The following is a 26,668-nucleotide window of genomic DNA, read 5'->3' as shown; positions in this document are numbered from 1 at the left end:
TTGTTATTTATATTTACATATCTAATAAAAAATTATGAATAATTTAAAAAATAAAAAATTTTTCTCGATTGTGTTTTTATTATGTTTTATGCATAATTTTTTTTCAAATTCCTTTTGTTTAGAAAAATTGAGTGGAATTTCTGCTGTAGTAGGAGATGATATCATTTTAGATTCTGAAGTTAGTAATAGTAAAAAGAATAATAATGAAGGAGTCCCTTTTTGTAATACTGATGTTTTGAATAACAATGTTTTTATTCAAAGATTAATGCTTTATCATGCAAAAAAAGATAAGAGTATAGATATTAGCGATCAAGAATTAAAATATAGAATTCAAGATATTTTATCGGAAATGAAAAAAAAATATGTTAATCAAGAAGAACTTTTAATGCAGTTTCAAAATGAAGAATTTTTGAAAGAATTAAATGAAAAAATTAAAAATAAAAAATACATAGAAAAATTTTACGATAAAATAACAGATGACGTAGAAGTTTCTCCAAGAGAAGTAAAATTTTTTTTTCATAAAAAAAAAAATAAGATTCCTCATTTTCCAAAAAAAATATATTTTTCTTATCTCATATTTTATCCTAAATTAAACGAAATAAAAAAAAAAAAATAGTTGGTTTTTTAAATCAGATAAAGAAAGAAATTCATTCTGATAGTGATTTTTCCAATAAAGCTATTTTATTTTCTGAGGATGATTCTTCAGCATTAAATGGAGGACTTATTCAAGGAACAAAATTAAACGATCTTTCAAAAGAATTTTATGATTTAGTTCTTTCTTTAAAAGAAGGAGAGATATCTGATCCATTTGAAACAGATTTAGGTTTTCATATTCTAAAATTAGAAAAAAAAGGAAAAAATGAAATTGATTTTAGACATATTTTAATTAAACCTAAATATTCAAAACAGGAATTATACAAAACAAAATTATATTCAGAATATTTTAGAAAACGTATGATTCATTACCATAATAAGATAGATTTATATAAAATTCAAAAATTTTTAAATCAAAATAAAACTGTTGATGTAATAGTACGGAATCCATCTTGGATAGAGGAACCTTTATTATCAATAAATATGAAAAAAATATTCCTTTTTTTAAAAAAAGGAAAAATAAGTCATCCTTACAAAGAGATTATAAATGGAAAAGAAGCATTTATTATCATAAAATTATTGGATGAAATCCCATCTAAACCCGTTTCTTTTGAAAAGGATTATGATATTTTAAAAAATTTAGTAAAAGACATCAAGAAAAAAGAAAGAATCAAAAATTGGGCAAAAAAAATTTTAAAAAGTACTTATTACATAAAAATGAATTGTTCAGTTCATTTTTTCAAAGATTCTCTATATAATCCAGCATAATATCCGTTTAATTGAATTAATTTTTGATGAGGGCCTTTTTCCACAATATGTCCTTTATCAAGAACTAATATTTTATCTACATTTTTTAATGTAGAAAGACGATGAGTAATGATGATAGAAGTTTTATTTTTTGTTAAAATATTTGTAGCATGATAAATCATTTTTTCTAGTTCTTTATTTAATGATGCAGTAGCTTCATCTAATATCAGTACGGAATAGGGGTGCATTTGAATCCTTAAAAAGGAAATTAATTGTTTTTCTCCAATAGAAAGTAAACCACCTCTTTCTTTTACTATAGATTTATATCCATAAGGTAAAGATGTAATAAAATCATGGATTCCTATTTTTTTTGCCATATTTTCTATTTTAACAATACTAATAGATGGATCTCCTAAAGTGATATTATTAACAATTGAGTCATTAAATAAAAAAGGATCTTGTGTTATTACTCTAATATGAGATCTTAAATTTTTTACCTCTATATCTTGTATAGTACGCCCATCGATCCAAATATTTCCTTTTTTTATTTCATATAATCTAGAAATTAGATGAGTAATTGTAGATTTTCCAGAACCTGTAGCTCCTACTATAGCAAATTTTTCTCCCGGTTGAATTTCGAAAGAAATATCATTTAATACTATTTCATTTTTTGTATAATAAAAATGTACATTATTAAATACAATATGTCCTTTTAATTTTTCAAAACGAAAAATTCCTTTATTAATAGGAATAAATTCCTTAGAATTTAATATAGAAAATATACGTTCTATTCCAACTATTCCTCTTTGTATAATATTGAATCTATCAGCTATTTGTCGCATAGGACGAAAAAGAAGATAGATAAAAAAAATAAAAGCAATAATTTGTCCAGGTTTTACATTTCCAATTTTTTCAATTGTATGAAATCCTCCATAAAATATAACAATACTTATTGTAAATGCGGAAATTATTTCTATTATAGGAAAAAAAATAGAAAAATAAAAAATAGTTTTAAAATGAGCGTCCATTAATTTTTGATTAATAGATTTAAATTTTAAATATTCTTCTTTTTCTTTATGAAAAAGTTGAATAATAGACATTCCTATGATGTTTTCCTGCAAAAAGCTATTTAAACGTGAAGTTTGAATACGTTCTTCTTGAAACGTTTTTTTTAATATTTTTTGAAAAAAACGAGTAATGATATACATAAAAGGAATAGTTAAGGAAACTATAAAAGACAGTTTTTTGTGAACTGTAAACATCATAATAATGATCATTATAATCCTTAAAATATCTCCAGAAACAAGTAAAATTCCATCATTAAATATTACGGCTATAGTTTCTACATCTGAAACAGAATAAGAAATTAATTTTCCTATTGGAGTTTTGTTAAAAAAAGAATTTTTAAAATGTAATAGTTTTTCAAATAAAAGAACTCTAATTTTTTCAATTACATTTTGAGCTAATACATTAGACATGTATAATAAAATAAAATGGAATATGCTTTCTAAAAAAAGAAGCATAATTATCAAAATTAATATATTTTTTAATCCTAAAAAATCTTTATAAAGAATATGAACGTCTATAGCTTTTTGTATTAATTTAGGACGATAAGCAGAAATGAATGAAATTAATATAGAAATAAAAATTATTGATATTAATGTAATTTTATAATCTAGAGAAATTAGAATTAGCTGTTTTAGAGAATATTCTTTTTTATTAAAATTTTTTTTCATAAAAAAATTTCTTCTGGATAAAGAATTCGAGTCAGAAATAAACCACATGCAGGAACTATGAATTTACAAAAATTAGAATTTTTTGATTCTATGATTTTTAAAAATTCATTAATGCTAATTTTTTCTCTTCCTACATTAATGAGTGTTCCTATAATTGCTCTAACCATGGATCTTAGAAATCGATTTGCTTCAATAGTAAAGCATAAAATATTTTTATCCTCTTTATTTTCATAAGACCAATTAGCATGATAAATTTTACATATATTGTTTTCTTTTTCATTTTTATTATTATTTCCTTTTTTTTTACAAAAAGAACTAAAATCTTTATATTCCATAAGTTTTTTTGATGCTATATTCATTTTTTGAATATTTAATGGATAATAAAAACAATACCAAGAAAAATCTTGATTAAATGGATTTTTTTCTTGTGTTAAATAATATTTATATGTTCTTTTTATAGCAGAAAATCTTGCATGAGTATTTTCTTTTACTGGAAAAATATTGAATACTCTAATAGAGTTAGGTAAAAATATATTTAATCTATTTATTAAAAGTCTTTGTTTTTTTATTTTTTTTTCAAGATCAAAATGAGCAAACATTTGTCTAGCATGAACTCCTTTATCTGTCCTACTAGCACCTATTACATTTATAGAATTTTTTAATAATTGTGATAAACAATGTTCTAATTTTTCTTCTACTGTACTTACTTTTTTTTGAACTTGCCATCCAAAAAAATTTTTTCCATTATAAGCTAATTCAATAAAAAATCTCAATTATTTTATTTTTTTAAAGCAGATTTAAACATTCAATAATAATAGAACAACCCTTTTTAATTTCATTTTTCGTTATAGTTAATGGAGGAGATATACGAATAAAATTTTCATGAAATAAAAAACGAAATAATATTAATCCTTTTTTTATGCAATTATTCAAAACTTTTTCTACTTTATCTTTATTCTTTAATTCCAAAGAGAGAAAAAGACCTTTTCCATGAAGTTTTTTGATTTCATTATGAACTAAATGTTCACGAATCCATTTTTCTTTTATTGGAACTTGTTCCATGATATCTGAACTGATAAGTTCATTTAAAGTAGCTAGAGAAGCAGAAGCAGAAACAGCATTTCCTCCAAAAGTAGTTAAATGTCCTAAAGGAGCTATATCCCTAAAAGTTTTCATAATTTCTTTAGATGAAACAAAACCGCTAATAGGCATTCCACCTCCCATTCCTTTTCCCATGATTAAGATATCTGGAACGATTTCGTAATGTTCAAATGCAAAAAGTTTTCCTGTTCTTCCAAATCCAGTTTGGATTTCATCAAGTATCATTAATGCCTGTTTTTTATGGCATTGTTTTCTTACTTCTTTTAAAAAAAAATTATTAGGTAATATAATTCCAGAAGAGCATTGAATAGTTTCTAAAATCACACAAGCAGTTTTTTCTGTAATGGATTCTATTAACTCTTCCACATGATTAAACGTAATAAATTTTACTAAAGGTAATAGAGGCCTAAAAGCCCTTTTATAATTTTCATTTCCCATAATACTCATAGAACCATGTGTACTTCCATGATAAGACCATTTACAAGATATAATCTCTTCTCTTCCTGTATAACATTTGGCTAATTTTAAAGAACCTTCTACTGCTTCTGTTCCAGAATTCACTAAATAAGTGGTAGTAAGCGGGTTAGGAGTATTTTCTGAAATTTTTTTACATAATTTTACACAAGGAGATTGTATAAATTCTCCATATACCATAGTATGTAAATATTGATCTACTTGTTTTTTTATAGCTTTTTTAATCTTTTTATTTCCATGTCCTAATACATTTACAGAAATACCTGCAACAAAATCTAAATATTTTTTCCCATTTATTCCATAAATATAACTTCCTTTAGCATGATCTACTATAATATTCATAGGATATGGATTAATTTGAGTTTGATATTGAAAAAAATCTTTTTCTAATTCTTTTTTTTTCATAAAAATTTTTTTCTATTTATCATATTTTTTATTATTTGTTTTTCTAATAAACCTTCTTTTTTATATTTTTCCATTTCTTTATAGATCATAAGTTTTTGATTTTTTTTTGGTTTACTTTCTTCTTTCCAATTAAAATTAGATAAATAAAAAAATTTTTTAGGTGTTTTTTGATCTACCGGAATTAGTTCTGAATATGCTTTTTTTTCACAAAAAATTTTTCTTATTTTTTTTGATTTATCTAAATAAATTGATAATATTTCACAATATGATTTATTAATTATTTTTTTTTCTTTACTACTATTAAAAGAAAGAAAAAAAATACTATTAACGTTTCCTTGAATTATTACTTTTTCTAAAAAATTTTCTTTATTAAAAAAACCGGTAATAATATCACCTTCTGTTTGATTAAATTCTTCCGAATTAATTTTTTCTATGTAAGAAGTGTCTCCTATAATTTTTATATTTTTAATTAAAAAATTATTTTTTTCATCATTTTGAATATATATTGTTTTTCCAGTAATTTTTTGATTGTGAAACAACCAAAATATTGGATTTCCATAAAATTTCATATCATCGTTTGATGATTCATAATGAAATAGATTACATATTCCTTGAACAATAGTTTTAGTTTCATTTTCATTCATAAAAAAAATTTTAATAGAAAAACCCTGAAGTGAAAATGTATCATTCTTTTTTAGATTTACTTTTAAAATATTTGAATAAATAAAGATTGAATTATTTTTTAATATTTTTATAACTCTTGGATTTTTTTGGAAAATTAAAGAATCAGAATGAAAATCAAACTCTCCATATCCACTTATTAAAAAATATTTTTTTTTCGCATTTTCTAAAAAAATATTTTTCATAAATCCAAAATTTTTTTTTTGATCAAAAAATAAATATTCTCCTTTTATAATTTGATCATTATAATGAATACTTACATATTTTTTAAATAAAAATATTTTTTTTTGAATTGAAAACAGTGCTTTTTTAGTATAAATAAAATGATTAATATTTGTATTTTGTACTATGATAGTGGGGTTATCAAAATAAATTTGATCTTTTTCAAATAGGTATTTTACCGTATTGGTATATACAGTATAATTTTGATTAATCAATTTGATTTCATCTTTTAATTCTATTTTTTTTTTATTTATATAAAAAAAACCTTCTTTACTAGATATAGTGTAATCTCTATAATAAATAACACTATTTTTTTTATAAAAAATTTGATTTAATACCAAATCATATTCCAATATATTAGTTGTTAATTTTATTTTATTAAAAAATAAAACAACATGATTGATAGCTTGAAATAATTTTTTTTTAAAAAAAAAATTAACAATATCCGATGTTAATTTTATTTTTCCTTGATGTATATATAAAACAACTTTACCTGATAATTGAAAATTAATAAAATTTCCTACTATATTTTGAGATATTATTTTATTTTTTCCTGATGATAATCTTACATTTCCATATCCACGATATTTATTATCTTTTTTATTATATATAATTTTATCACAAAAAAGATGATAATTATCATATTTTAAATGAACGTTTCCTATTAAAACAAAAATTTGATTTTCTACGTTATTTTGAATTAGATCTGCATGAATAATTTGTATAGATTTTATTTTTTTGTTAGAAATAGAAAATGTTTTGTTTAATGAAAATAATAAAAGAATAATAAAAATAAAAAATCCATATTTCACAATTAATTATAAAAATTAATTTTTATATGCAATTAAAGAGATTTCAACATTTGCATCTTTAGGAAGACCAGAAACTTCTATAGTTTCTCTAGCTGGATAACTTCCTTTATGAAAAAATTGGGCATATATATGATTTATTTTAGGAAAAAAATTTATATCTGTTACAAAAACAGAAGTTTTTATAACGTTTTCAAAACCTATTCCATTTTCTGAAAGAATAATTTTAATATTTTCCATTATTTTTTTTGTTTCCATTTCTATACTATATGAAACTAATTTTTCTGTATTTTGATCTATAGCTATTTGCCCGGAAACAAATAAAAAACCTCCGATAAAAACACATGTATTATACGGACCATAAGATGGAATTTTTTTTATTGAAAATTTTTTAGGGATCATAATTATTAATTTTTTTCATTATACTGTATAATTTTCCTGAAATTAGGATCTTTTAATCCTATAAAAAAAGACCAGGAAGAGTCTTTTGTCCAATTAAATCTCAATTCAAAACTCCTTAAATCTCTATCAAAAATAATATTGGAAAATATTATTTTATTTTTGAATAAATCGTAGTCTGTATGAAAACTGATTTTCCAATATTTTGTAATATTTATAGATCCATTTAAACTTAACAAAGTTTTAAACAATATTTTATTATTAAAATAATTTTCATAATTGGAATGAAAATCGATTTTTAAATTTAACGGAATTGAATATTTTGCATAATTATTTTGATCAAAAAAAAAGTAATCATAACGATTTTTTCCTTTTTTTTGAAATTTATTTTTTATAGGAAAAAAATTAATATTATGATTAGAAGAAAAAGAAAAATCAAAATATATTTTCTTTTCTTTTTCTTCTTTCCCAAAATTTATTCCTGCTTTATATTTTGTCTTCAGATTTTTTGTTAATTCACTATCAATCATAATTTTAAAATTATCCCATTTTATAAAATTATTTTTGATAATAAAAGAGGAGTTTATTTCCTTTGTAATTTTTGTTTTTTTATGGGAATCAAGAAAATTCCATGGATTTTTTATGATCCAATCATTATTGAAAATAAAATTAATTCTTTTTTCAAAAGAATTTTTTACGTTATTATAAAATACAGGAGGAAAATACATTATATGAAAAGATAAAGTTGGTTGAATTTTATGTTTTAATAAGAAAGTATTTTTAAAATTCAAAATTTTATAAAATGGAACAGACACTATATTTGTTATAAAATCTATTTTTTGAAAATTTGAAATCTGAAATTCAGAATAATTCCATTTATAAAAATTGTGGTATAAAATTTTAGATGAAATCTTTAAATAAGGATCAAAAAAAGGAAGATAAGCTATCATATTCATATGATGATTTATTCCTATAGCAGAATGGGGTTTTTTTTCATTTTTAATGAAATCTATAGAATTATTAAAATGGAATTTATTTTCAACACTAACATATCTTAAAAAATAATATTTTTTATCATTAAAGAATATATTTTTTGTATGTAAAATTAATTCTGGAATTATAAATTTTATTTCTTTTTTATTTTGGTTTTGAATCATATAAATATCCATAAACCATAAAGAATTAGAAAATTTTCTTCTTATGTTTGCAGAAAAAAAATTTTCTTCATTTTTATTGAATAGAGAAATATTATCATAATTAAAATTGGAATTAAAATTAACAATACTAGAATTTGATTTAAAATCAAAATGATGTTTCCATTGAAATAGATAATTTTTATGATTTAACATATTTTGATAATCAAAATTTATAAATCCATGATTATTATATTTTAATTTATATTCTATTTTTGTTTTAATTTTCCATTTTTCAAGATTATATATAGAGGAATTTATTTTAAAATTTAATAAATTAGAGATAGGAAAGAATAAACCTATATCTTTTATGTATATTTTTTTATTTTGAATTCCGAATTTTGGGTATATAATTCCACTATTATAAAATAGTTGGTTTAATTTAATAGGCATATATAAAAACGGAAGAAAAATAGGCATTGGAACTCTATATAAATAAAAGAAAACTGGACCAGAAAAAATGTATTTTTTTAAATAAGAATATTTTAAATAATCTGTTTTTAAATAAAAATCAGGAAAACTATCTTTTTTTTCCAAAAAAAAAGGATCTGATATATATGTGACTTTTTTCATTAAAAAATCCTCTTTTTCTTTTAAAAGATCGTCAGCTATCACAATATAATTTTTTTCTTTGAAAGAAAAATTTTTTGCTTTTCCTATTTGTTTGTTTAAATTCCAATGAATATTTCTAAAAAGAAATTGTTTGTTGTCTTTTTGGAAGAAAATAGATTTTTCTTTTGATTTTGCATATAAATCTCCATTTTTCCAATCAAATTCTATATAATCTGCTTTAACTTTTGTATTATCATATTCTATACTGGCTTGTCCTTTTAAATAAGTCTTTCCTTCTTTTATATCATGTTCTTGTATATCTGATTTATATTTCAAATTTTTTTTCAAGAAAAAAAATTCATTTTTCATATCATGATGATTATGATCATAATATATTTCATCATTATTTTTTTTTTCATTTCCATAAAAAATAGAAATGGGAAAAATAAATAATATTATGTAAATGGAAAATCGAATTCGATGCAATTTTTTTATTTAATTAATAAGTAAAAATTATTCTGATATTTTTTTTACATATAATTTATCTATGCATAATCCTAAAATTTCTAGGATAGTCAAATTAAATATTGGATGATTTTTGTTTGGAGAAATTTCGCACATAGGTTCTAAAACAAATCTACGTAAATGTAATAATGGATGTGGAATTTTCAAAATAAAACTGTATATAATAATACGATCATAAAATAAAATATCTATATCGATTTCTCGATTTTGATATTCTTTTCGAGAAGAATTTTTTTTTCTCCCTATAAAAAATTCTATATCCCAAATTTTTTTTAAAAGATCAATAGGAGAAAAATCTGTTTTTAAATGCAATGCTCTGTTATAAAAAATAGAGTAATTTTTCATATTCCATGCTTCGCTTTCAAAATATGATGAAAGTTGAACAACTTTACCAAGTTCATTCGACATCAAAATTAAAGATTCATCCAAATATTTTTTTTTATTTCCTTTATTACTTCCTTGTAACAAAAAAACATCATGTTTTTTCAAAAAATAATTTATTTATTCTAATTTAATATACTGAAAAACTTTAATTTTATTTAAATTAAACTATAATAAATTTTTTCATAAAAAAATATTAATGAGATTAGTAGTCGATTTTATGAAGAATCTTTTTACTCAAGAAATAGCCATAGATTTAGGAACAGCAAATACGCTCATTATGCATAATAATAAAGTAATAGTTGATTTGCCTTCAATAATAGCTATAGATGTAAGAACAAAAAAAGTACTAGCAGTAGGTGAAGATGCCAAACAAATGCAGGGAAAAACACATGAAAATATTAAAATATACAAACCATTGAAAGATGGAGTTATTGCAGATTATCAAGTGGCTGAATTAATGATAAAAGAGTTTATAAAAAGGGTACCAGGTGTTAATAAAAAATTTTTTACTCCATCATTAACAATGGTTATTTGTATTCCATCCGGAATAACAGAAGTAGAAAAAAGAGCAGTAAAAGATTCAGCTCAACATCTTAATGCTAAAGAAGTTTATCTGATTGAAGAACCCATGGCTGCTGCTATTGGATCAGGTATTTCTGTAACTAAAGCAGAAGGAAATATGATTATTGATATAGGAGGTGGAACTACAGAATGTGGAGTAATAGCTTTGGGTGGAATTGTATGTCAAAAATCTATAAAAATAGCAGGAGATGTTTTTACAAATGATATTTCCTATTTTCTTCGTTCTAAATATAATCTTTATATTGGAGAACGAACTGCAGAAAAAATAAAAATAGATATAGGAGCGGCAATGGAATCTATAGAAACTCCTCCAAAGGATATTCATATACAAGGAAGGGATCTTCCTACAGGAAAACCTAAAGAAATGAATCTTTCTTATAAAGAAACAATTCCAGCACTAGATAAATCAATTTTACGAATTGAAGATGCAGTGATGGAAACTCTTTCCAGGACACCACCAGAACTTGCGGCCGATATATATAAAACAGGAATATATATGGCAGGAGGAGGATCTCTTTTAAGAGGGTTAGATAAAAGGATTTCCAAAAAGACTGGACTTTCTGTTTCTTTAGTAGAGGATCCTTTGAGAGCGGTAGTAAAAGGAACAGGAGTTGCGTTAAAAAATATCGATAAATTTACATTTTTAATGAAATAGGGTTCATAGATTAATTTTATGCGTGAATTTTTTAATTTCTTTTTAAAATGGCGTTTTTTTATTTTCTTTTTTTTATTAGAATATGCAGCTATTTTTATTTCTTTTTCAAATTCAAAGATACACCAATATATTTATGCTGATTCTTCCAACTTTATAATTGGAAAAATTTATGAAAGCATCTATAAAGTACGAAATTATTTTCTGTTAGAAATTGAAAATAAAAAACTTTTAAATGAAAATAAAAGTTTACATGAAGCATGTGTATTTTCTAAAATAAGAAAAATATCTAAAGATCTAAAAAAGAAAGATATTATTTATTTACAACAATATACTTTTACTCCAGTACAAATTATAAATAATAGTATTCATAAACAAGAAAATTATATAACTATTAATAAAGGAAGTATAGATGGAATAAAACCAGATATGGGAATTATATTATACAACGGAATTGCAGGGATTATTATAAAAACTTCTCCACATTTTAGTATAGCGATTTCTCTTTTAAATCCAAAAATTAAAGTTAATGCCAGATTAAAAAAAAATAAATATTTTGGAACTTTAAGTTGGGATGGAATAGATCATGAATATGTAGTATTATATGATATCCCAAGACATTCCATTATCTCTAAAGGAGATATTGTAGAAACAGATGGAAAATCTGCAACTTTTCCTGAAGGTATTCCAATTGGAAAAGTCCATTCCTATAAATTTGACGAAGAACATGCAAATTATATTATAAAAGTAAAACTCATGGTTAATTTTTCTGCTATAGAAAATGCTTATATCGTAAAAAATTTATTTAAAGAAGAATGGAATGATGTTCAACTTTATAAAGTTGAAAAAAATAATGAATTTAATTAAAAATTTTATTATTTCTATATTTTACATTTTTTTTCTTTGTTTAATTCAAATATCGATATTAAACCCTTTATTTATTTTTTTAGGATGTTATTCTTATATATATATTCTTCTTATCTTAATATATCCATATAATAAAAATAAATTTTTATTTTTATTTATATCATTTTTAATAGGATGGATAATAGATCATTACATGAATTCTGGAGGAATTCATGCATTTTCTTCTACTTTATCTGCTTTTTTAAGATTAAAGTTTTTACAGTTTTTTGATGGAAAAAATTTTATAAACAAAAATGATTTTTCAATTTATGAATTACCTTTGATTAGAAAAATACTTTATATATTTTCGTTAGTTTTTACTCATCATTTTTCTTTATTAATATTAGAAATGTTAAAAGGTTCTATTTTTAATAGAATTGTTTTATTTAGGTCGATATTAAGTAGTATTTTTACAACTATTTTATGTATTATATATTTTTTTTTCAGAAAAATTAAACATTGAAAAAATTATATAAGTTTTACATTTTATTGAGTTTTTTCGGAATAATTTTTGTGGTTAGATTATTTTATATACAAATATATACGGAAAAATATATTTTGAATGCTTTTAATACTTCTATCAAACAAGAAATTATTATTCCTGAAAGAGGTTCTATTTTTGATAGAAATGAAAATTTATTAGTTTTTAATAAATCTATTTATGAATTAATAGTTATTCCTATTCTTATAGATGAACATTTTAATATTATGGAATTTTGTAATCTTGTAGGAATTGATAAAAATACTTTTTTTAAAAATTTAGAAAAAGCAAAAATTTATTCTAAATATTTACCATCTGTTTTTTTACCTTTTATTTCTAAAGAAAAATTTGCTACTATACAAGAAAAACTTTATAAATATAAAGGATTTGATTGGACAAAACGCTCTCTTAGAGATTATCAAGTAGAAAGTTCATCCAATGTTTTAGGGTATATAGGGGAAGTTACTCAAAAAGATATTAGAAAGGAATCTAATTATTATCAAATAGGAGATTTTATTGGTTGGACTGGAGTAGAAAAATCTTATGAAAAAGTTTTAAGAGGAAAAAAAGGTGTAAAATATTGGTTAAGAAATAGGAAAGGATGTATTATAGAAAGCTATAATAATAGTAAAAATAATGTAAAAGCTGTAAGTGGAAATGATATTTCTTTAACTATAGATTTGAATTTACAAAATTATGCAGAAAAACTCATGTATCAAAAAAAAGGAGGAATAGTTGCTATCAACCCTAAGAATGGAGAAATTTTATCCTTGGTCTCTAGTCCTATTAACAATCCTAATTTATTTGTAGGTGTAAATCGTTCTAAAGAATTTCAAAAATTAATAAAAAATAAAATAGATAATCCTTTGTTTGATAGAACTACACAGGCTCGTTATCCACCAGCTTCTTCATTTAAATTACTTACTGAATTAGCAGGCCTTCAAATGGGAGTAGTAGATTCAAATACTACTTTTATATGCTATAAGGGATTTAAATATGGAAAAAAGAAAATTCATTGTCATTCTGGATTTCATGGATTTCCTATAGGGCTAGAAACGGCAGTAGCTGTCTCTTGTAATAATTATTTTGCACAGGTTTATAAACGTGTTATAGAAAAATATCCTAAAAATTTGACAAAAGGAGTTAACGAATGGAGTGATATTATAAAAAGCTTTGGTTTTGGGGATTACTTATATAATGATTTAGCTACAGGAGAAAAAGGAGTTATTCCTTCTGGAGATTATTATAATAAAAAATATGGAACAACAAAATGGAATGCAATTACAATCATTTCTAATAGTATAGGTCAAGGAGAAATTAATGTAACTCCTATACAATTAGCTAATATGACTTGTGCTATAGCAAATCGCGGATTTTTTTATACTCCACATATAGTAAAACGAATTAATCATCGACCGGTATATAATCCTAATTATACTATACCTAAACACACCAAAGTTAAAAGTAAATATTTTGATTTAATTATTAATGGAATGGAAAAAGTTTTTGTTATTGGAACTGGAAAAAGTTTTAAATCATCTGATATTAGAATGGCTGGAAAAACAGGTACTTCTCAAAACTTTATTAAAGTAAATCATAAAATTGTTTCTTTACCTGATCATTCTATTTTCATATTGTTTGCTCCTGTAAAGAATCCGGAAATTGCTATTTCCGTTATCATAGAAAATGGGGGATTTGGATCTCATTGGGCGGGACCTATTGCTAGTCTTCTTGCAGAAAAGTATATAAAAAATAATGTGAATAGAAAAAATCTTGAAAAAAGAATAATGACTTCAGGACTACAAAAAGTATATAGTTCAATAGCAAAAATGAAAAAATTTAATAATTTTTATACAAAAAATTCTATTGATAAAAAGAAATAAAATATTATTAAGAAATATAGATTGGAAAATTGTAATCATTTATATGATTATGATTTTTTTTGGATATATGAATTTATATTCCGTATCTCCAGAAAAAGCAAAAAAACAATTAATATGGATATTATTAAGTTTTTTTTTCATATTTATTATTTTTTTATTTAAACCCATTCATTATAAGCATATAACTCCATTTTTCTTTTTATTTACGTTATTTCTTTTAATTGGTGTATTTTTTTTTGGAAAAAATATAAATGGTTCAAAATCTTGGTATGTTTTTGGTCCTATTAGCTTTCAACCATCTGAGTTAGCTAAAATATCAACATCGTTGATGATAGCTCATATCATAAGCCAGGAAAATATCGAGAACAACAATAGAGTATTATTATATATATTTATTATATTAATAATACCTTCTTTTTTGATATTATTACAACCGGATCCTGGTTCTTCTATAATTTTTTCTTCTTTTCTTCTAACTTTATATAGGGAAGGTTTATCTATTTTTTTTATATTTTATTTATTGTTTTATATTTTATTATTTATTGTTTCGTTAAATTTATCACCTTGTATAATCATTTCGTTTTTATTTATTAGTTTTGTTTTTTTCTTTTTTTTTAAAAAAAAAAAATCGATAAATGATATATTTTTTTATATATTTTTATTTATTAATTTCTCAATTTTTTCTATTTTTTCTCCATTTTTTTTTCAAAAATTTTTTAAACAACATCATAAAGACAGAATTAATATTTTATTTCAAAATGAATTTGACAGAAAATATAGAGATAATGTAGGATATAATTTATTATATTCTAAGACAGCTATTGGTTCTGGAAAATTTTTTGGAAAAGGATATCAAAAAGGAACTGTTACAAAAGGAAAATTTGTTCCTGAACAACATACTGACTATATTTTTTGTACAGTAGGGGAAGAATGGGGTTTTATAGGTAGTGTGATTTTGATAATATTTTATTTATTATTTATTAGTCGTATTTATTTTTTATCTGAAAGACAAAAAAATATTTTTGGAAGAATATTTGGATATTCAGTTGGAAATATTTTATTTGTTCATCTTGTTATTAATTTAGGTATGGTTATGGGTATTTTTCCTACAATAGGAATTGTTTTACCTTTTTTTAGTTATGGAGGATCGTCTTTTTGGTCTTTTACAGTTTTATTATTTATCTTTATAAGAATGGATGCATCAGATCAAACTAGTTTGATCTGATGCATTTTTGAATGATTATTAAAATTTATTGTATAGGGGCTGACTTTGGATTTGACAGCAAGATAAGGAATAGAAGTAAGCATATCGTGTTACGTAAGGTATTACACGAAAATCAATCGTTACAAAATATATAAATGGCGAAAAAGAATACGCTTTTGCTGCTTAATGTTATATTAATAAAACGTTATAGACTTAGTCTGCATAAAACGCAGAAGCAAAATATCTCATTAGAAATTGTTCCTTAAAATTCCTGATATAGAGATACGAAAAAATATTAAGGATAAGAAAACAGATGATTCTTAAGTTTTCTGAATTTATATTTTGAATCTTAAGTTTTTATTCAAGATCCAAAACTTTAATAAAAAATGAAAAATTTTTTTTGGATAAATATGTAGAAATCTTTTATACTACTTGTTTGGACGCGGGTTCGAATCCCGCCAGCTCCACTGACTAATAGAAGAAAAATGGTTAGTTAAAATTCTTATAAAAAAAATAAAAAAAATTGAATTTTTTATATACAGTGTGTTTTCTGGAATTTTGTTGGGATTAGGGTGGCCTACTGATGGTTCCCCTTTTTATTTATTTATTGCTTTTATTCCTTTATTATATGTAGAGAATTATTCTAATTATTCTTTATTTTATGTTTTAGGATTTTCTTTTATTACTTTTCTAACATGGAATTCTATCTCTACACAGTGGTTATCTTATACAAAAAGAATTAATGGTTCTTTTTCTATAGAATCTTATTTAATTCCTGTATTTTTTAATTCTGTTTTTATGTCTTCTGTTTTTTCTTTTTCTTCATGGATTAAAAGATATGTAAAAAATAAAAAAATAGGATATGTATTTTTAGTTTGTTTATGGATTTCATTTGAAAAAATGCATTTAGAATGGGAATTATCTTGGCCATGGTTAAATCTGGGAAATGGATTTTCTAATCGTACAGAATGGATACAATGGTATGAATACACGGGAATTTTAGGAGGATCTATATGGATATGGGTAATTAACATTGGTTTAACAGAATCCATTATTCAATATCAAAATCATAATAATATACTGTTATTATATAAAAAAATGTTTTTTTATGTAGGAATAATTTTTTTTATGATTTTGATCTCATGTTTTATATACATAAGAAATAATAAAGAAAATCAGAATAAACGTACTGCAAATGTATTAATCTTACAGCCCAATATAGATCCATATAATAAAAAATATTCTATTTCAACAAATGAATTAATTTCAAAATTAAAAAAATTAATAGATAAAAAAATATCTAGAAAATCTATGATTATCGTAGCTCCTGAAACTATGTTTCCAAAAAAAATACAAATAGAAAATATCAGTAAAAATAAAGTTATTTCTACATTTAAAAATTACTTAAAAATTAAATCCCCAAATACTATATTTATAACAGGAGCAGAATTAATTTCCTTATATCATAAAAAAAATAAAAGTAAAACATCAGTTCCTATTTTTTCAAAAACAAAAAAAAATATACAATGGATAGATATTTTTAATTCTGTGATTCAAATAGGAAGTAATAAAAACATTGAATTTCACCATAAATCTAAACTCGTACCAGCAGTAGAAACTTTTCCTTATAAAAAAATTCTTTTTCCTATATTAGGAAATATATTATTTAATTTTGGTGGAACTGTTATGGAATTGGGAAAAGAAAATTTTCCTTCTGTTTTTCAATATCCTTATTTGGGGATAAAAATAGCTCCTATTATTTGTTATGAATCTATATTTGGAGAATATGTATCTAATTTTTTTAAAAAAAAAAATGTAGAGCTAATGGTTATTATCACTAATGACGGATGGTGGGGTTTTTCACAAGGACACAAACAACATATGTATTATGCCCGTATTAGAGCTATTGAAAATCGAAAATCTATAGCTAGATCTGCAAATACAGGAGTCTCTTGTTTTATTAATGAAAAAGGTGAGATTGTATCATATATTCCTTATGGAAAAGAAGGAGTTTTATATAATAAAATATATCTCAATAAAAAAAAGACTTTTTATACTAAATATGGAGATTTTCTCTCTAGAATTAGTTTACTGACAACAATCATAATTTTATTATATACTATCATATATAATATCTATTATTATAAGATTCAAAAAAAATTTGAATAAATAAATTTATCTTTTAATTTCTAAATAAGCTTTACCTATATGATAAATAATATCATTGGCGATGAGCGCTTCTTTTCCTAATTTTTTTGAGGCAATGTCTCCTGCTAATCCGTGTAAATAAACCCCCATGATACATGATTCTTTTGGAGAATATCCTTGAGATAAAAAACTCATTATCATACCAGTGAGAACATCTCCACTTCCAGATGTTGACATTCCTGAATTTCCTGTGCTATTAAAGTATAGGTTTCCATTTGGTGTTGAAATAACAGAATGTGCACCTTTTAACACAATAAAAATTTTATATTTTATAGATATTTTTTTTAAAAAAAATAATTTTTCATAATCATTTTTCCACGATCTACATAATAATCTTTGAAATTCTTTTGGATGTGGAGTAAGAATAGTAATTTCTTTTGGAAGAAAATTTAATAGAAATTGGTGAGATGATAATATATTTATAGCATCCGCATCAATTACTATAGGTATTTTTTTATTTTTTATTTTTAATAAAAAAGATTCTAGAGCATATACCGTTTTAGAAAAAAGACCCATTCCCATTCCTATTCCTATTGCATTTATGTTTTTACTAGAAAAAATTATTTTACTAATAAAATGTTTCTCTATATCTGTGTATACAATAGCCTCTGGAAGTGTATTTTGAAGAATTTGATATCCACAGGAAGGAATATATACGCTTAATTTTCCTATTCCAGTACGAAGACTGGCAGTAGCAGAAAGGACAATAGATCCTATCATACCAAAACTTCCACCTATAATAATTCCATGTCCATAATTTCCTTTATGGGAAAATTTTTTTCTTATTTTTTTTTTATATATAATATAGATAGATTTTCTATCTATATAAAAGTTTTTAGTTTGTATTTTACAAAAAAAATCATCTTTCCATCCAATATTTATTAAATACCATTTTCCAACATAATCTTCGTAATCTGGTAATAAAAAAGATAATTTTGGAACTTGAAAAGTTAAAGTATGAGTAGATTTTATAATTCCTTCAAAATTTTCATGATTTTTTTCCATAAAAAGTCCAGATGGGATATCTATAGATATAACTGCTTTAAATTTTTTTTCGTTTATATAATGAAAAAAAGATTTCCAATATTGATTTAATGTACGATTGAATCCTATTCCGAAAATAGCATCAATAAGATAATTTTTATGATTTAAAATGGGAAATTTTTCTCCTTCATTAATCGTTTTAAAATTGATTTTTTCTTGTAATATTTTTTTTTTATTAATTAAAAATTCATCTGAAAAATGATTAGAAATATTAATTCCATATACGAAAACAGTGGCACCGTATAAATGTAACATATGAGATAAAGAAAGGCCATCTCCTCCATTATTTCCATTTCCTACTAATACTATAAATGGAATTTTTTTAATTTTAAAAAATTTATTATGAATGATCCAATCGAAACAAGCTTTTGCTGCTTTTTCCATTAATTTATAAGAAGAAATTGATTCGGAATCAATACAATATCGATCTGCTTTTCTAATTTGATCTAAAGAAAGTATTTTCATTTTTTAAAATGAATTTATTATTTTTGATTTTGTTTTTAAGATTGTGAAATCTGATTAATATCTACACAAATATAAAACGATTAATCTAGATGGCCGAGTATAATTTACCCCTTCCAGCCATGGGTGAAAGTATAGCTGAGGCTACTATCATTCGTTGGTTAAAAGAAGAAGGGGATTCCATAAAAAGAGAAGATATTTTGGTAGAAATAGCTACAGATAAAGTAAATTCTGAAATTATTTCTCCTGTAAATGGAATATTGAAAAAAAAACTGTTTTTTCCTAATGAAATTGCTAAAGTAGGAAATTTTATTGCTATTTTAGAAACGGAAGAAATAAATTTTTTAGAGGATATTCCAACAATAGAAAAAAATAAAAAACATTTTTATTCTCCTCTTGTACGCAAGATAGCTAAAAGAGAAGGAATTAGTTTTTATGAGTTAGAAACAATAGAAGGAACTGGAGAAAAAGAACGTATAACAAAGAAAGACATATTAAAATATATTCGTACTAAAAAAAATATAATTCCTATTATTACTACTAATAAATACGATTGTATTAAAAGTAAAAATAATGAAGAAATAATAGAAATGGATAGAATACGAAGGATTACTGCAAAACACATGGTTAGAAGTAAAAATATATCCGCACATGTTACTTCTTTTGTTGAAGCAGATGTAACTAATATAGTAAAATGGAGAGAAAAAATAAAAGATACATTTCATAAAAATACAGGAGAAAAGTTAACTTTAATGTCTGTTTTTGTAAAATGCGTAGTCAAAGCCATAAAAGATCTTCCTATGATAAATATTTCCGTAAATGGAACAAGTATAATTAGAAAAAAAGATATCCATATAGGATTAGCTACAGCTTTACCCAATGGTAATTTAATTGTTCCTGTGATTAAAAATGCAGATTCTTATAATTTAATAGGATTAATAAAAATTATTAATGATTTAATAAAAAGAGCAAAATCTAATCAATTAAAACCTGAAGAAATTCAAGGTGGAACTTACACTATTAGCAATATAGGAAGTTTTGGAAATCTTTTTGGTACGCCAATTATACATCAGCCGCAAGTTGCTATTTTAGCGATAGGTTTAATTCAAAAAAAATTATCTGTGGTAGAAACACCGAAAGGTGATTTAATAGGAATAAGACATAAAATTTATTTATCTCATTCTTATGATCATCGTGTTATAGATGGGTTTTTAGGTGGATTTTTTGCTAAAAAAGTAGCCTTATATTTAGAAGAGTTTAATTGTTATATAAAAATATAATTATAATATATTATTATGAAAATCAGTTTTGACGCAATTATTGAAATTCCAAAAGGAAGTAGAAATAAATATGAATTTGATAAAAAAAATAATCTAATACGATTAGATAGGGTATTATATTCTCCTATGAGTTATCCCACAGATTATGGTTTTATTCCAAAAACTCTTTCTATGGATGGAGATCCATTAGATGTATTAGTTTTTTTAACAGAACCTACAATACCAGGTTGTTTAATAACAGTAAAACCTATAGGAATTTTTTTCATGATAGATGAAAAAGGAGAAGATGAGAAAATAATTTCCGTTCCTGTTTCAGATCCTAATTATAATGTTATAAATGATATTAACGAAATTTCTTTACATTCTAAAAAAGAGATAGAACATTTTTTTTTGGTATATAAAGATTTAGAAAATAAAAAAGTAAAAATAGGAAATTGGAAAAATAAAAAAGAAGCAATTGCTGTATATAAACAATCTTGTTTACGGTATAATAAAAACCATTTAACGAAAATGTAATTCTTTTAATTTTTCTTTTTCTAAAAAAGATGGAGCATTTATCATTAAATCTTTTCCATAATTATTTTTTGGAAAAGCAATAAAATTTTTTATATTTTGATCTCTTTCTAAGAGATTGATTAATCTATCTAAACCAAAAGCTATTCCTCCATGAGGAGGAACACCATATTCAAAAGCTTTTATAAAAAAACCGAACCTAGATTCTATTTCTTTTTTAGAGAATCCTAAATGTTTAAAAATTAAATTTTGTATGTTTTTATTATGAATCCGTATAGATCCACTCCCAATTTCTATTCCATTTATAATTAAATCATAAGATTTAGTACGGACATTTTTTGGTTTTTTTTCCAATAAATGTAAATCTTCTTCTTTTGGGCTAGTAAATGGATGATGTACAGACTTATATTTTTTTAGAATTTTATCCCATTCTAAAAGAGGAAAATCTTTAATCCACAAAGGAGTAAAAGTTTTAGAATCTTTTAAATTCAAAATATCTGCTATTTTTACTCGTATTTTTCCAAGTTCTTCTCTAGTTTTTCTTTTTTTTCCATAGGAAAAAAATAATAAATCGCCAGGAATAGCTTCAAAATATTTTACAAAAATTTTTATAATTTCCTCATTTAAAAAAATTGAATTGGAAAAAAGAAAAGTTTGATCATATAAATATTTTATCCAAAAAAAATTTTTATTTTCTATTTTTTTTAAAAAACAATCCATTTTATTCTGTTGTAGGTTTTTACATTCTTTAACTTTGATTCCTATTACTAATTCTTGTGTTTTCAGAACGTTAATATCTTTTCTTTGAACTAAATCATTTAGTTCGACAAAATCCATACCAAAACGAATATCAGGAGAATCCGTTCCATACATTTTGATAGCATTAGAATAAGAAATACAAGGAAAAGGATCCAATTGGATATTCTTTATTTTTTGGAAAATATGTTTAATAAAATGTTCAAAAAATATTAATATATCATGAACTTCTACGAAAGACATTTCACAATCTATTTGTGTAAATTCTATTTGTCTGTTAGAACGAGAATCTTCATCCCTAAAACATTTTATAATTTGAAAATACTTGTCTATTCCTCCTATCATTAATAATTGTTTGAATAATTGCGGCGATTGAGCTAATGCATAAAATTTATTTATATGCGTTCTAGAAGGAACTATAAAACTTCTAGCTCCTTCTGGAGTATCATTTATTAATATAGGAGTTTCTATTTCTAAAAATCCATTTTTCGAAAAAAAATTACGTATTTCTAAAACTAAATTATGACGAATTATTAAATTATTTTTAATAGGATTTCTCCTAATATCAAGATATCGGTAAATCATTCTCATCTCTTCATTTCCGTCTGTTTTATCTTCTATAGTAAAAGGAGGAGATAAAGATGAATTTATTAAATTTATATAAGAGACTAGAATTTCTATTTCTCCTGTAGGAATATTGTAGTTTTTAGATAATCTTTCTACTACTTTTCCTTTAACTTTAATTAAAAATTCTTTTCCCAAAAGAAAATTTTTTTTTACTTGTTTTTTAGAAATTATTAATTGTGTAATACCAAAATAATCTCTGATATCTATAAAAAATAAAGATCCTAAATTCCTTATTTTTTGAATCCATCCAGATAATATTACTTCTTTTCCAAGATCTTTTTTTCTCAATTCTCCACAATTATGTGTTCTATATATTATTTTATTAACTTTTTTTAGATTCATATAATTCTTCATAAACTTCTATCATATCTCCAGATTTTATATCATGGTAATTTTTAATCCCTAATCCACATTCATATCCTTTTGAGACTTCTTTTACATCTTCCTTAAAACGTTTAAGAGAAGTAAATTCTCCATTGTGAATTACAATTCCTTCTCGAATTAATCTAATTTTTGCCTGACGGAACAATTTCCCTTCTATAACCATACATCCAGCTATAGTACCAGATTTTTGGATTTTAAATATTTCTCTAACTTCAGCGTTTCCTAATATTTTTTCTCTGATTTCTGGAGATAACATTCCGTCTATTGCTTCTTGAATATCATTAGTTACATCGTATATGATAGAATAAGTTCGTATTTCTATATTTTCTTTTTTTGCTATATTTTTAGATCCAATATTAGGACGAACATTAAATCCTATAATAATAGCATCTGAAGCACTTGCTAATAAAATGTCAGATTCTGTAATTTGCCCTACTCCTTTATAAATAATATTAATCATAATAGTATTTGTAGATAATTTTTGAAGAGAATCAGCAATAGCTTCAACTGATCCATCTACATCTCCTTTAATAATGATTTTAAGTTCTTTAAAATCACCTAATGCTATACGTCTTCCAATTTCATCCAATGTAAGATGTTTTTGAGATCGTATATTTTGTTCTCTTTGCAATTGTTCTCTTCTAGAAGCTAACTGTTTAGCCTCTTTTTCATCTTGAAAAACTTTAAATTTATCTCCAGCAGTAGGAGCTCCATTTAATCCTAATATTGTAATAGGTTTAGATGGTCCTGCTAATGAAATGGATTTCCCTCGTTCATCTAAAATATTTTTTACTTTTCCATGATGACTTCCTGCTAAAACATAATTTCCAATTTTTAATGTTCCTCCTTGTAGAAGTAAAGTTGTAATATACCCTCTTCCTTTGTCTAAAGAAGCTTCTATGACTGTTCCTATTGCAGGTTTATTTGGATTAGCTTTTAAGTTTAAAGATTGAGAGACTAAAAGAACTTTTTTTAATAATTGATCTATTCCAGTACCTAATTTTGATGAAACTTCTTGAGTAGGATATTTTCCTCCCCATTCTTTTACTAGAAAGTTTAAATTAGCCAGTTGCTCTCTAATTTTATCAGAATTTGCATTAGATTTATCCATTTTATTGAAAACAAAAATAATAGGAACATTAGCGGCTTGAGCATGACTAATTGCCTCTTTAGTTTGTGGCATAACCTGATCATCAGCAGCTATAACTATAATTGCTATATCTGTTATTTGTGCACCTCTTGCACGCATAGCAGTAAAAGCTTCATGACCTGGAGTATCTAAAAAAGTAATACTCTGATGATTATCGGAACACTCTACACTGTAAGCAGCTATATGTTGAGTAATTCCACCAGCTTCTCCTGCTATGACATTAGTATTTCTAATATAGTCTAATAAAGACGTTTTTCCATGATCTACATGTCCCATAACAGTAATAATAGGGGGTCTAGATTCTAAATTTTCTTCTAAATCTTTATTATCTTGAACAGCTTCTTCTAAATCTAATCCAACAAATTTTACATTAAAACCAAATTCATCTGCAACCAAAGTTAATATCTCTGCATCTAATCTTTGATTCATTGTTACCATAATTCCTAAAGACATACAGGATAGAATAACATCATTAGCATTGATTTTCATCATAGAGGCCAATTCATTTACTGTGGTAAATTCAGCTAATTTTAGAACTTTTTCTTCTTTTTTATTTTCTATTTCATTTTTTAGAAGTTTTTTTTCTTTTTTATACTGACGTTTTTCTTTTCTAATTTTTGAAGCTTTTGATTTTATTCCTTTAGAAGATAACTTTTCCAAAGTTTCTTTAATTTGTTTTTTGATTTGTTCATCAGTAATTACTGATTTTTGTATATTTTTTTTATTTCTGTACTTATCTATTCTTTTTTCATTTGAATATCTATTTTTTTTAAAGGAAGATTTTTTTTCTTTATTTTGTTTTTTTCCTATGGGAATATTTTTTATTTCTTCAATGAAAATTTCTTTTTGAATTCTTTTTCGTTTTTTTTTAATTTCTGATTTTGTTTTTTTTTTCTCAAATTGAGAGAGATCTATTCTATCTCCTGTTAACATAACTCCATCCAATTTTTGATAGATAGTATCAATATGTTCAGGTTTATTGTTGTTTTTAATTTCGTATTCTATTTTTCTTTTTTTATGTTGATGTAAATTATTTTTTTTTTCTTCTTGAGTTCCATATGTATTATATAATGTATCAATATTTATTTTTCCTATTTTTTTGAATTCAATTAATTTCTCCGATTTAGCACGTATAATTTGATCATTTTGAATGTATTTTGATTTTAATAATTCTTTTTTGATTTTTTCTTTTTCTATTTTTTTTTGCAAAAATACTTTTTCAGATGCATCTCGCATATCCTTGTAAGTTTTAAATTCTTGAACAAGGGATTTATATACTTTTTCTTCTATTTTTGCATTAGGATTATTTTCTATTTCAATTCCCTTTTTTTGCAAAAAACTAATTACCCTTTGTAAGGAAATATTAAATTTGGTTAATACTCTTTTTAACCTGATTTTTTCAGTCATATCAAAATATAAAATGTATTAAGAAAGAATAAAAATATTAAAAAGAAAAAAATTTATGTATTTATATTTAATTCTTCTTCAAATTCTTTTTTTAAGATAGTGAATACTTTGTTGATCATTTCCTCTTCTAGATTTGTTCGTTTTTTTAAATCATTTTTATTATAGTTTAATACAGATTTTGCAGTATTTAAACCTGCTTTATGAAATTTATCCAAAACTTCTGATTCTATTTCATCAGAAAATTCTGCTAACTCTACATCATCTTCATAAGGAAAATCTCTAAATATATGAATTTTGTATCCCGTTAACTGACTGGCTAATTTTATATTTTGTCCCCCTCTTCCAATTGCTTTTGATATTTCTTCAATTTTTACATATACATTTACATACTTATGTTCTTCATTTACTTCCATCATGGAAACTTTAGCTGGACTTAAAGATCGTGTGATATATAATTGTGTATTAGAAGTATAATTAATAACGTCTATATTTTCATTTTTCAATTCTCTAACAATAGGATGAATTCTAGATCCTTTCATCCCCACACAAGCTCCAACTGGATCTATACGATCATCATAAGATTCTACAGCTACTTTTGCTTTTTCTCCTGGAATACGTGCAACTTTTTTTATTGTAATTAATCCATCAGAAACTTCTGGAATTTCTAATTTAAAAAGCTCTTCTAAAAAAGATTCATCTTTTCTGGTAAGAATTGCAAAAGGTTTATTATCTTTCCAATCTACTCGTTTAACTAAGGCTCTAATTGGATCTCCTTTTCTAAAAAAATCACTTGGAATTTGTTCTTGTTTAGGTAAAACCATTTCGTTTTGTTCATCATCTCTCATGATGATTTGTTTTGGTAAAATATGATAGACTTCTACATTAATAATTTCTCCTATTTTACTCTTAAATTTTTTATAAGTATTTGTGTTGTCATATTCGTTAATTTTAGAGAGTAAATTTTGTTTTAAAGATAAAATAGCCCTTCGTCCTAAAGATTGTAATTCCACTTTTTCTGTAACTTCTTCTCCAACTTCAAAATCTGGTTCTATTTTTTTAGCTACAGATAGTTCTATTTCTTTATTTAGATCTTTTAGATATCCATCTTTCACTACTATACGATTTCTCCATATTTCTAAATCACCTTGATCTGGATTTACAATAATATCGTAATTTTTTGATGATTCATATTTTTTTCTTAAAATACAACGTATAGATTCTTCTAAAATAGCCATAAGACTTACTCTATCTATATTTTTCTCATATTTAAAATCTGAAAAAGAATCTATTAAAGCTTCATTATCCAT

The 26,668-nt window shown here is 23.6% G+C and carries 21 protein-coding genes, 1 other RNA gene and 1 pseudogene; 12 read left to right on the top strand and 11 right to left on the bottom strand.

Features of this window, described 5'->3' with window-relative positions; all coding sequences use genetic code 11:
• The first annotated feature begins 34 nt into the window (after positions 1-34).
• From STAT_RS03115 to STAT_RS03105, 3 genes and pseudogenes are all read left to right on the top strand, one after another.
• Positions 35-616, top strand: coding sequence for a SurA N-terminal domain-containing protein (locus STAT_RS03115; RefSeq protein ID WP_244273564.1), 582 nt, complete (start codon positions 35-37; stop codon positions 614-616).
• Positions 589-789: pseudogene (locus STAT_RS03110) on the top strand (peptidylprolyl isomerase); the annotation flags it as partial. The gene STAT_RS03115 and the pseudogene STAT_RS03110, both read left to right, overlap by 28 nt.
• 165 nt (positions 790-954) lie before the next feature.
• Entirely contained in the window at positions 955-1,362 is a 408-nt protein-coding gene (locus STAT_RS03105; RefSeq protein ID WP_244273563.1) for a hypothetical protein, read from the top strand.
• Here STAT_RS03105 and STAT_RS00100 read toward each other — a convergent pair.
• Genes STAT_RS00100 through folK form a run of 7 tightly spaced genes read right to left on the bottom strand, consistent with a single transcriptional unit; the run spans position 1,326 to position 9,927 of the window.
• Entirely contained in the window at positions 1,326-3,077 is a 1,752-nt protein-coding gene (locus STAT_RS00100; RefSeq protein WP_119305808.1) for an ABC transporter ATP-binding protein, read from the bottom strand. The genes STAT_RS03105 and STAT_RS00100 overlap by 37 nt on opposite strands.
• Entirely contained in the window at positions 3,074-3,850 is a 777-nt protein-coding gene (gene truA, locus STAT_RS00095; protein ID WP_119305268.1) for a tRNA pseudouridine(38-40) synthase TruA, read from the bottom strand. The genes STAT_RS00100 and truA overlap by 4 nt, the downstream gene beginning before the upstream one ends.
• A gap of 13 nt (positions 3,851-3,863) precedes the next feature.
• Positions 3,864-5,057: an aspartate aminotransferase family protein gene (locus STAT_RS00090; RefSeq protein WP_119305267.1), complete on the bottom strand. Its 1,194-nt coding sequence runs from the start codon at positions 5,055-5,057 to the stop codon at positions 3,864-3,866.
• Positions 5,054-6,772, bottom strand: a complete 1,719-nt coding sequence (locus STAT_RS00085; protein ID WP_119305266.1) for an OstA-like protein — start codon at positions 6,770-6,772, stop codon at positions 5,054-5,056. Before STAT_RS00085 ends, STAT_RS00090 begins: the two co-directional genes overlap by 4 nt.
• A 15-nt stretch (positions 6,773-6,787) precedes the next feature.
• Positions 6,788-7,171 carry a Rid family detoxifying hydrolase gene (locus tag STAT_RS00080; RefSeq protein WP_119305265.1) on the bottom strand — a complete coding sequence of 128 codons (384 nt, stop codon included), beginning with the start codon at positions 7,169-7,171 and terminating at the stop codon, positions 6,788-6,790.
• 5 nt (positions 7,172-7,176) lie between these two features.
• A complete protein-coding gene (locus tag STAT_RS00075) occupies positions 7,177-9,399 on the bottom strand; it encodes a putative LPS assembly protein LptD (RefSeq protein ID WP_244273562.1) in 2,223 nt (740 codons plus the stop codon).
• A gap of 27 nt (positions 9,400-9,426) precedes the next feature.
• The gene (gene folK / locus STAT_RS00070) at positions 9,427-9,927 is read right to left on the bottom strand and encodes a 2-amino-4-hydroxy-6-hydroxymethyldihydropteridine diphosphokinase (protein ID WP_119305264.1); all 501 of its coding nucleotides are present in this window, start codon (positions 9,925-9,927) and stop codon (positions 9,427-9,429) included.
• A gap of 91 nt (positions 9,928-10,018) precedes the next feature.
• On the opposite strand from folK, the gene STAT_RS00065 reads away from it, so the two are divergent.
• The 7 genes from STAT_RS00065 to lnt all read left to right on the top strand — a co-directional run bounded on the left by STAT_RS00065 (position 10,019) and on the right by lnt (position 17,699).
• Entirely contained in the window at positions 10,019-11,059 is a 1,041-nt protein-coding gene (locus tag STAT_RS00065; protein ID WP_119305263.1) for a rod shape-determining protein, read from the top strand.
• 18 nt (positions 11,060-11,077) lie between these two features.
• Positions 11,078-11,923 carry a rod shape-determining protein MreC gene (mreC, locus tag STAT_RS00060; RefSeq protein WP_119305262.1) on the top strand — a complete coding sequence of 282 codons (846 nt, stop codon included), beginning with the start codon at positions 11,078-11,080 and terminating at the stop codon, positions 11,921-11,923.
• Entirely contained in the window at positions 11,910-12,425 is a 516-nt protein-coding gene (locus STAT_RS00055; protein ID WP_119305806.1) for a hypothetical protein, read from the top strand. Before mreC ends, STAT_RS00055 begins: the two co-directional genes overlap by 14 nt.
• Complete coding sequence (mrdA, locus tag STAT_RS00050; protein ID WP_119305261.1) at positions 12,422-14,326, top strand: penicillin-binding protein 2; 1,905 nt, start codon at positions 12,422-12,424, stop codon at positions 14,324-14,326. Before STAT_RS00055 ends, mrdA begins: the two co-directional genes overlap by 4 nt.
• Positions 14,310-15,551: a rod shape-determining protein RodA gene (gene rodA, locus STAT_RS00045; RefSeq protein WP_119305260.1), complete on the top strand. Its 1,242-nt coding sequence runs from the start codon at positions 14,310-14,312 to the stop codon at positions 15,549-15,551. Before mrdA ends, rodA begins: the two co-directional genes overlap by 17 nt.
• 35 nt (positions 15,552-15,586) lie before the next feature.
• Positions 15,587-16,000: a transfer-messenger RNA gene (gene ssrA, locus STAT_RS00040) on the top strand.
• Between the two features lie 73 nt (positions 16,001-16,073).
• On the top strand, positions 16,074-17,699 hold the full coding sequence (lnt, locus tag STAT_RS00035) for an apolipoprotein N-acyltransferase (RefSeq protein WP_244273561.1): 1,626 nt from the start codon (positions 16,074-16,076) through the stop codon (positions 17,697-17,699).
• Between the two features lie 6 nt (positions 17,700-17,705).
• Here lnt and STAT_RS00030 read toward each other — a convergent pair whose 3' ends face one another.
• Positions 17,706-19,247, bottom strand: coding sequence for an NAD(P)H-hydrate dehydratase (locus STAT_RS00030; protein WP_119305258.1), 1,542 nt, complete (start codon positions 19,245-19,247; stop codon positions 17,706-17,708).
• A gap of 89 nt (positions 19,248-19,336) precedes the next feature.
• Between STAT_RS00030 and STAT_RS00025 the strand changes: the two genes are divergently transcribed.
• Positions 19,337-20,524 carry a dihydrolipoamide acetyltransferase family protein gene (locus STAT_RS00025; RefSeq protein WP_119305257.1) on the top strand — a complete coding sequence of 396 codons (1,188 nt, stop codon included), beginning with the start codon at positions 19,337-19,339 and terminating at the stop codon, positions 20,522-20,524.
• Between the two features lie 15 nt (positions 20,525-20,539).
• The gene (locus STAT_RS00020; protein WP_119305256.1) at positions 20,540-21,040 is read left to right on the top strand and encodes an inorganic diphosphatase; all 501 of its coding nucleotides are present in this window, start codon (positions 20,540-20,542) and stop codon (positions 21,038-21,040) included.
• On the opposite strand, the gene aspS is transcribed toward STAT_RS00020, so the two are convergent.
• Genes aspS through nusA form a run of 3 tightly spaced genes read right to left on the bottom strand, consistent with a single transcriptional unit; the run spans position 21,026 to position 26,668 of the window.
• Positions 21,026-22,762 carry an aspartate--tRNA ligase gene (gene aspS, locus STAT_RS00015; protein WP_119305255.1) on the bottom strand — a complete coding sequence of 579 codons (1,737 nt, stop codon included), beginning with the start codon at positions 22,760-22,762 and terminating at the stop codon, positions 21,026-21,028. The genes STAT_RS00020 and aspS overlap by 15 nt on opposite strands.
• Entirely contained in the window at positions 22,743-25,361 is a 2,619-nt protein-coding gene (gene infB / locus STAT_RS00010) for a translation initiation factor IF-2 (protein ID WP_119305254.1), read from the bottom strand. The genes aspS and infB overlap by 20 nt, the downstream gene beginning before the upstream one ends.
• 53 nt (positions 25,362-25,414) lie before the next feature.
• Positions 25,415-26,668, bottom strand: coding sequence for a transcription termination factor NusA (gene nusA, locus STAT_RS00005; RefSeq protein ID WP_119305253.1), 1,254 nt, complete (start codon positions 26,666-26,668; stop codon positions 25,415-25,417).

Origin of the sequence: Blattabacterium cuenoti STAT (assembly GCF_003573915.1) — a bacterium.
GTDB classification, from domain to species: Bacteria; Bacteroidota; Bacteroidia; order Flavobacteriales; family Blattabacteriaceae; genus Blattabacterium; species Blattabacterium cuenoti_A.
Note: the sequence above shows the minus strand (reverse complement) of the source record. Positions and strands in the feature narration are given on the sequence as shown.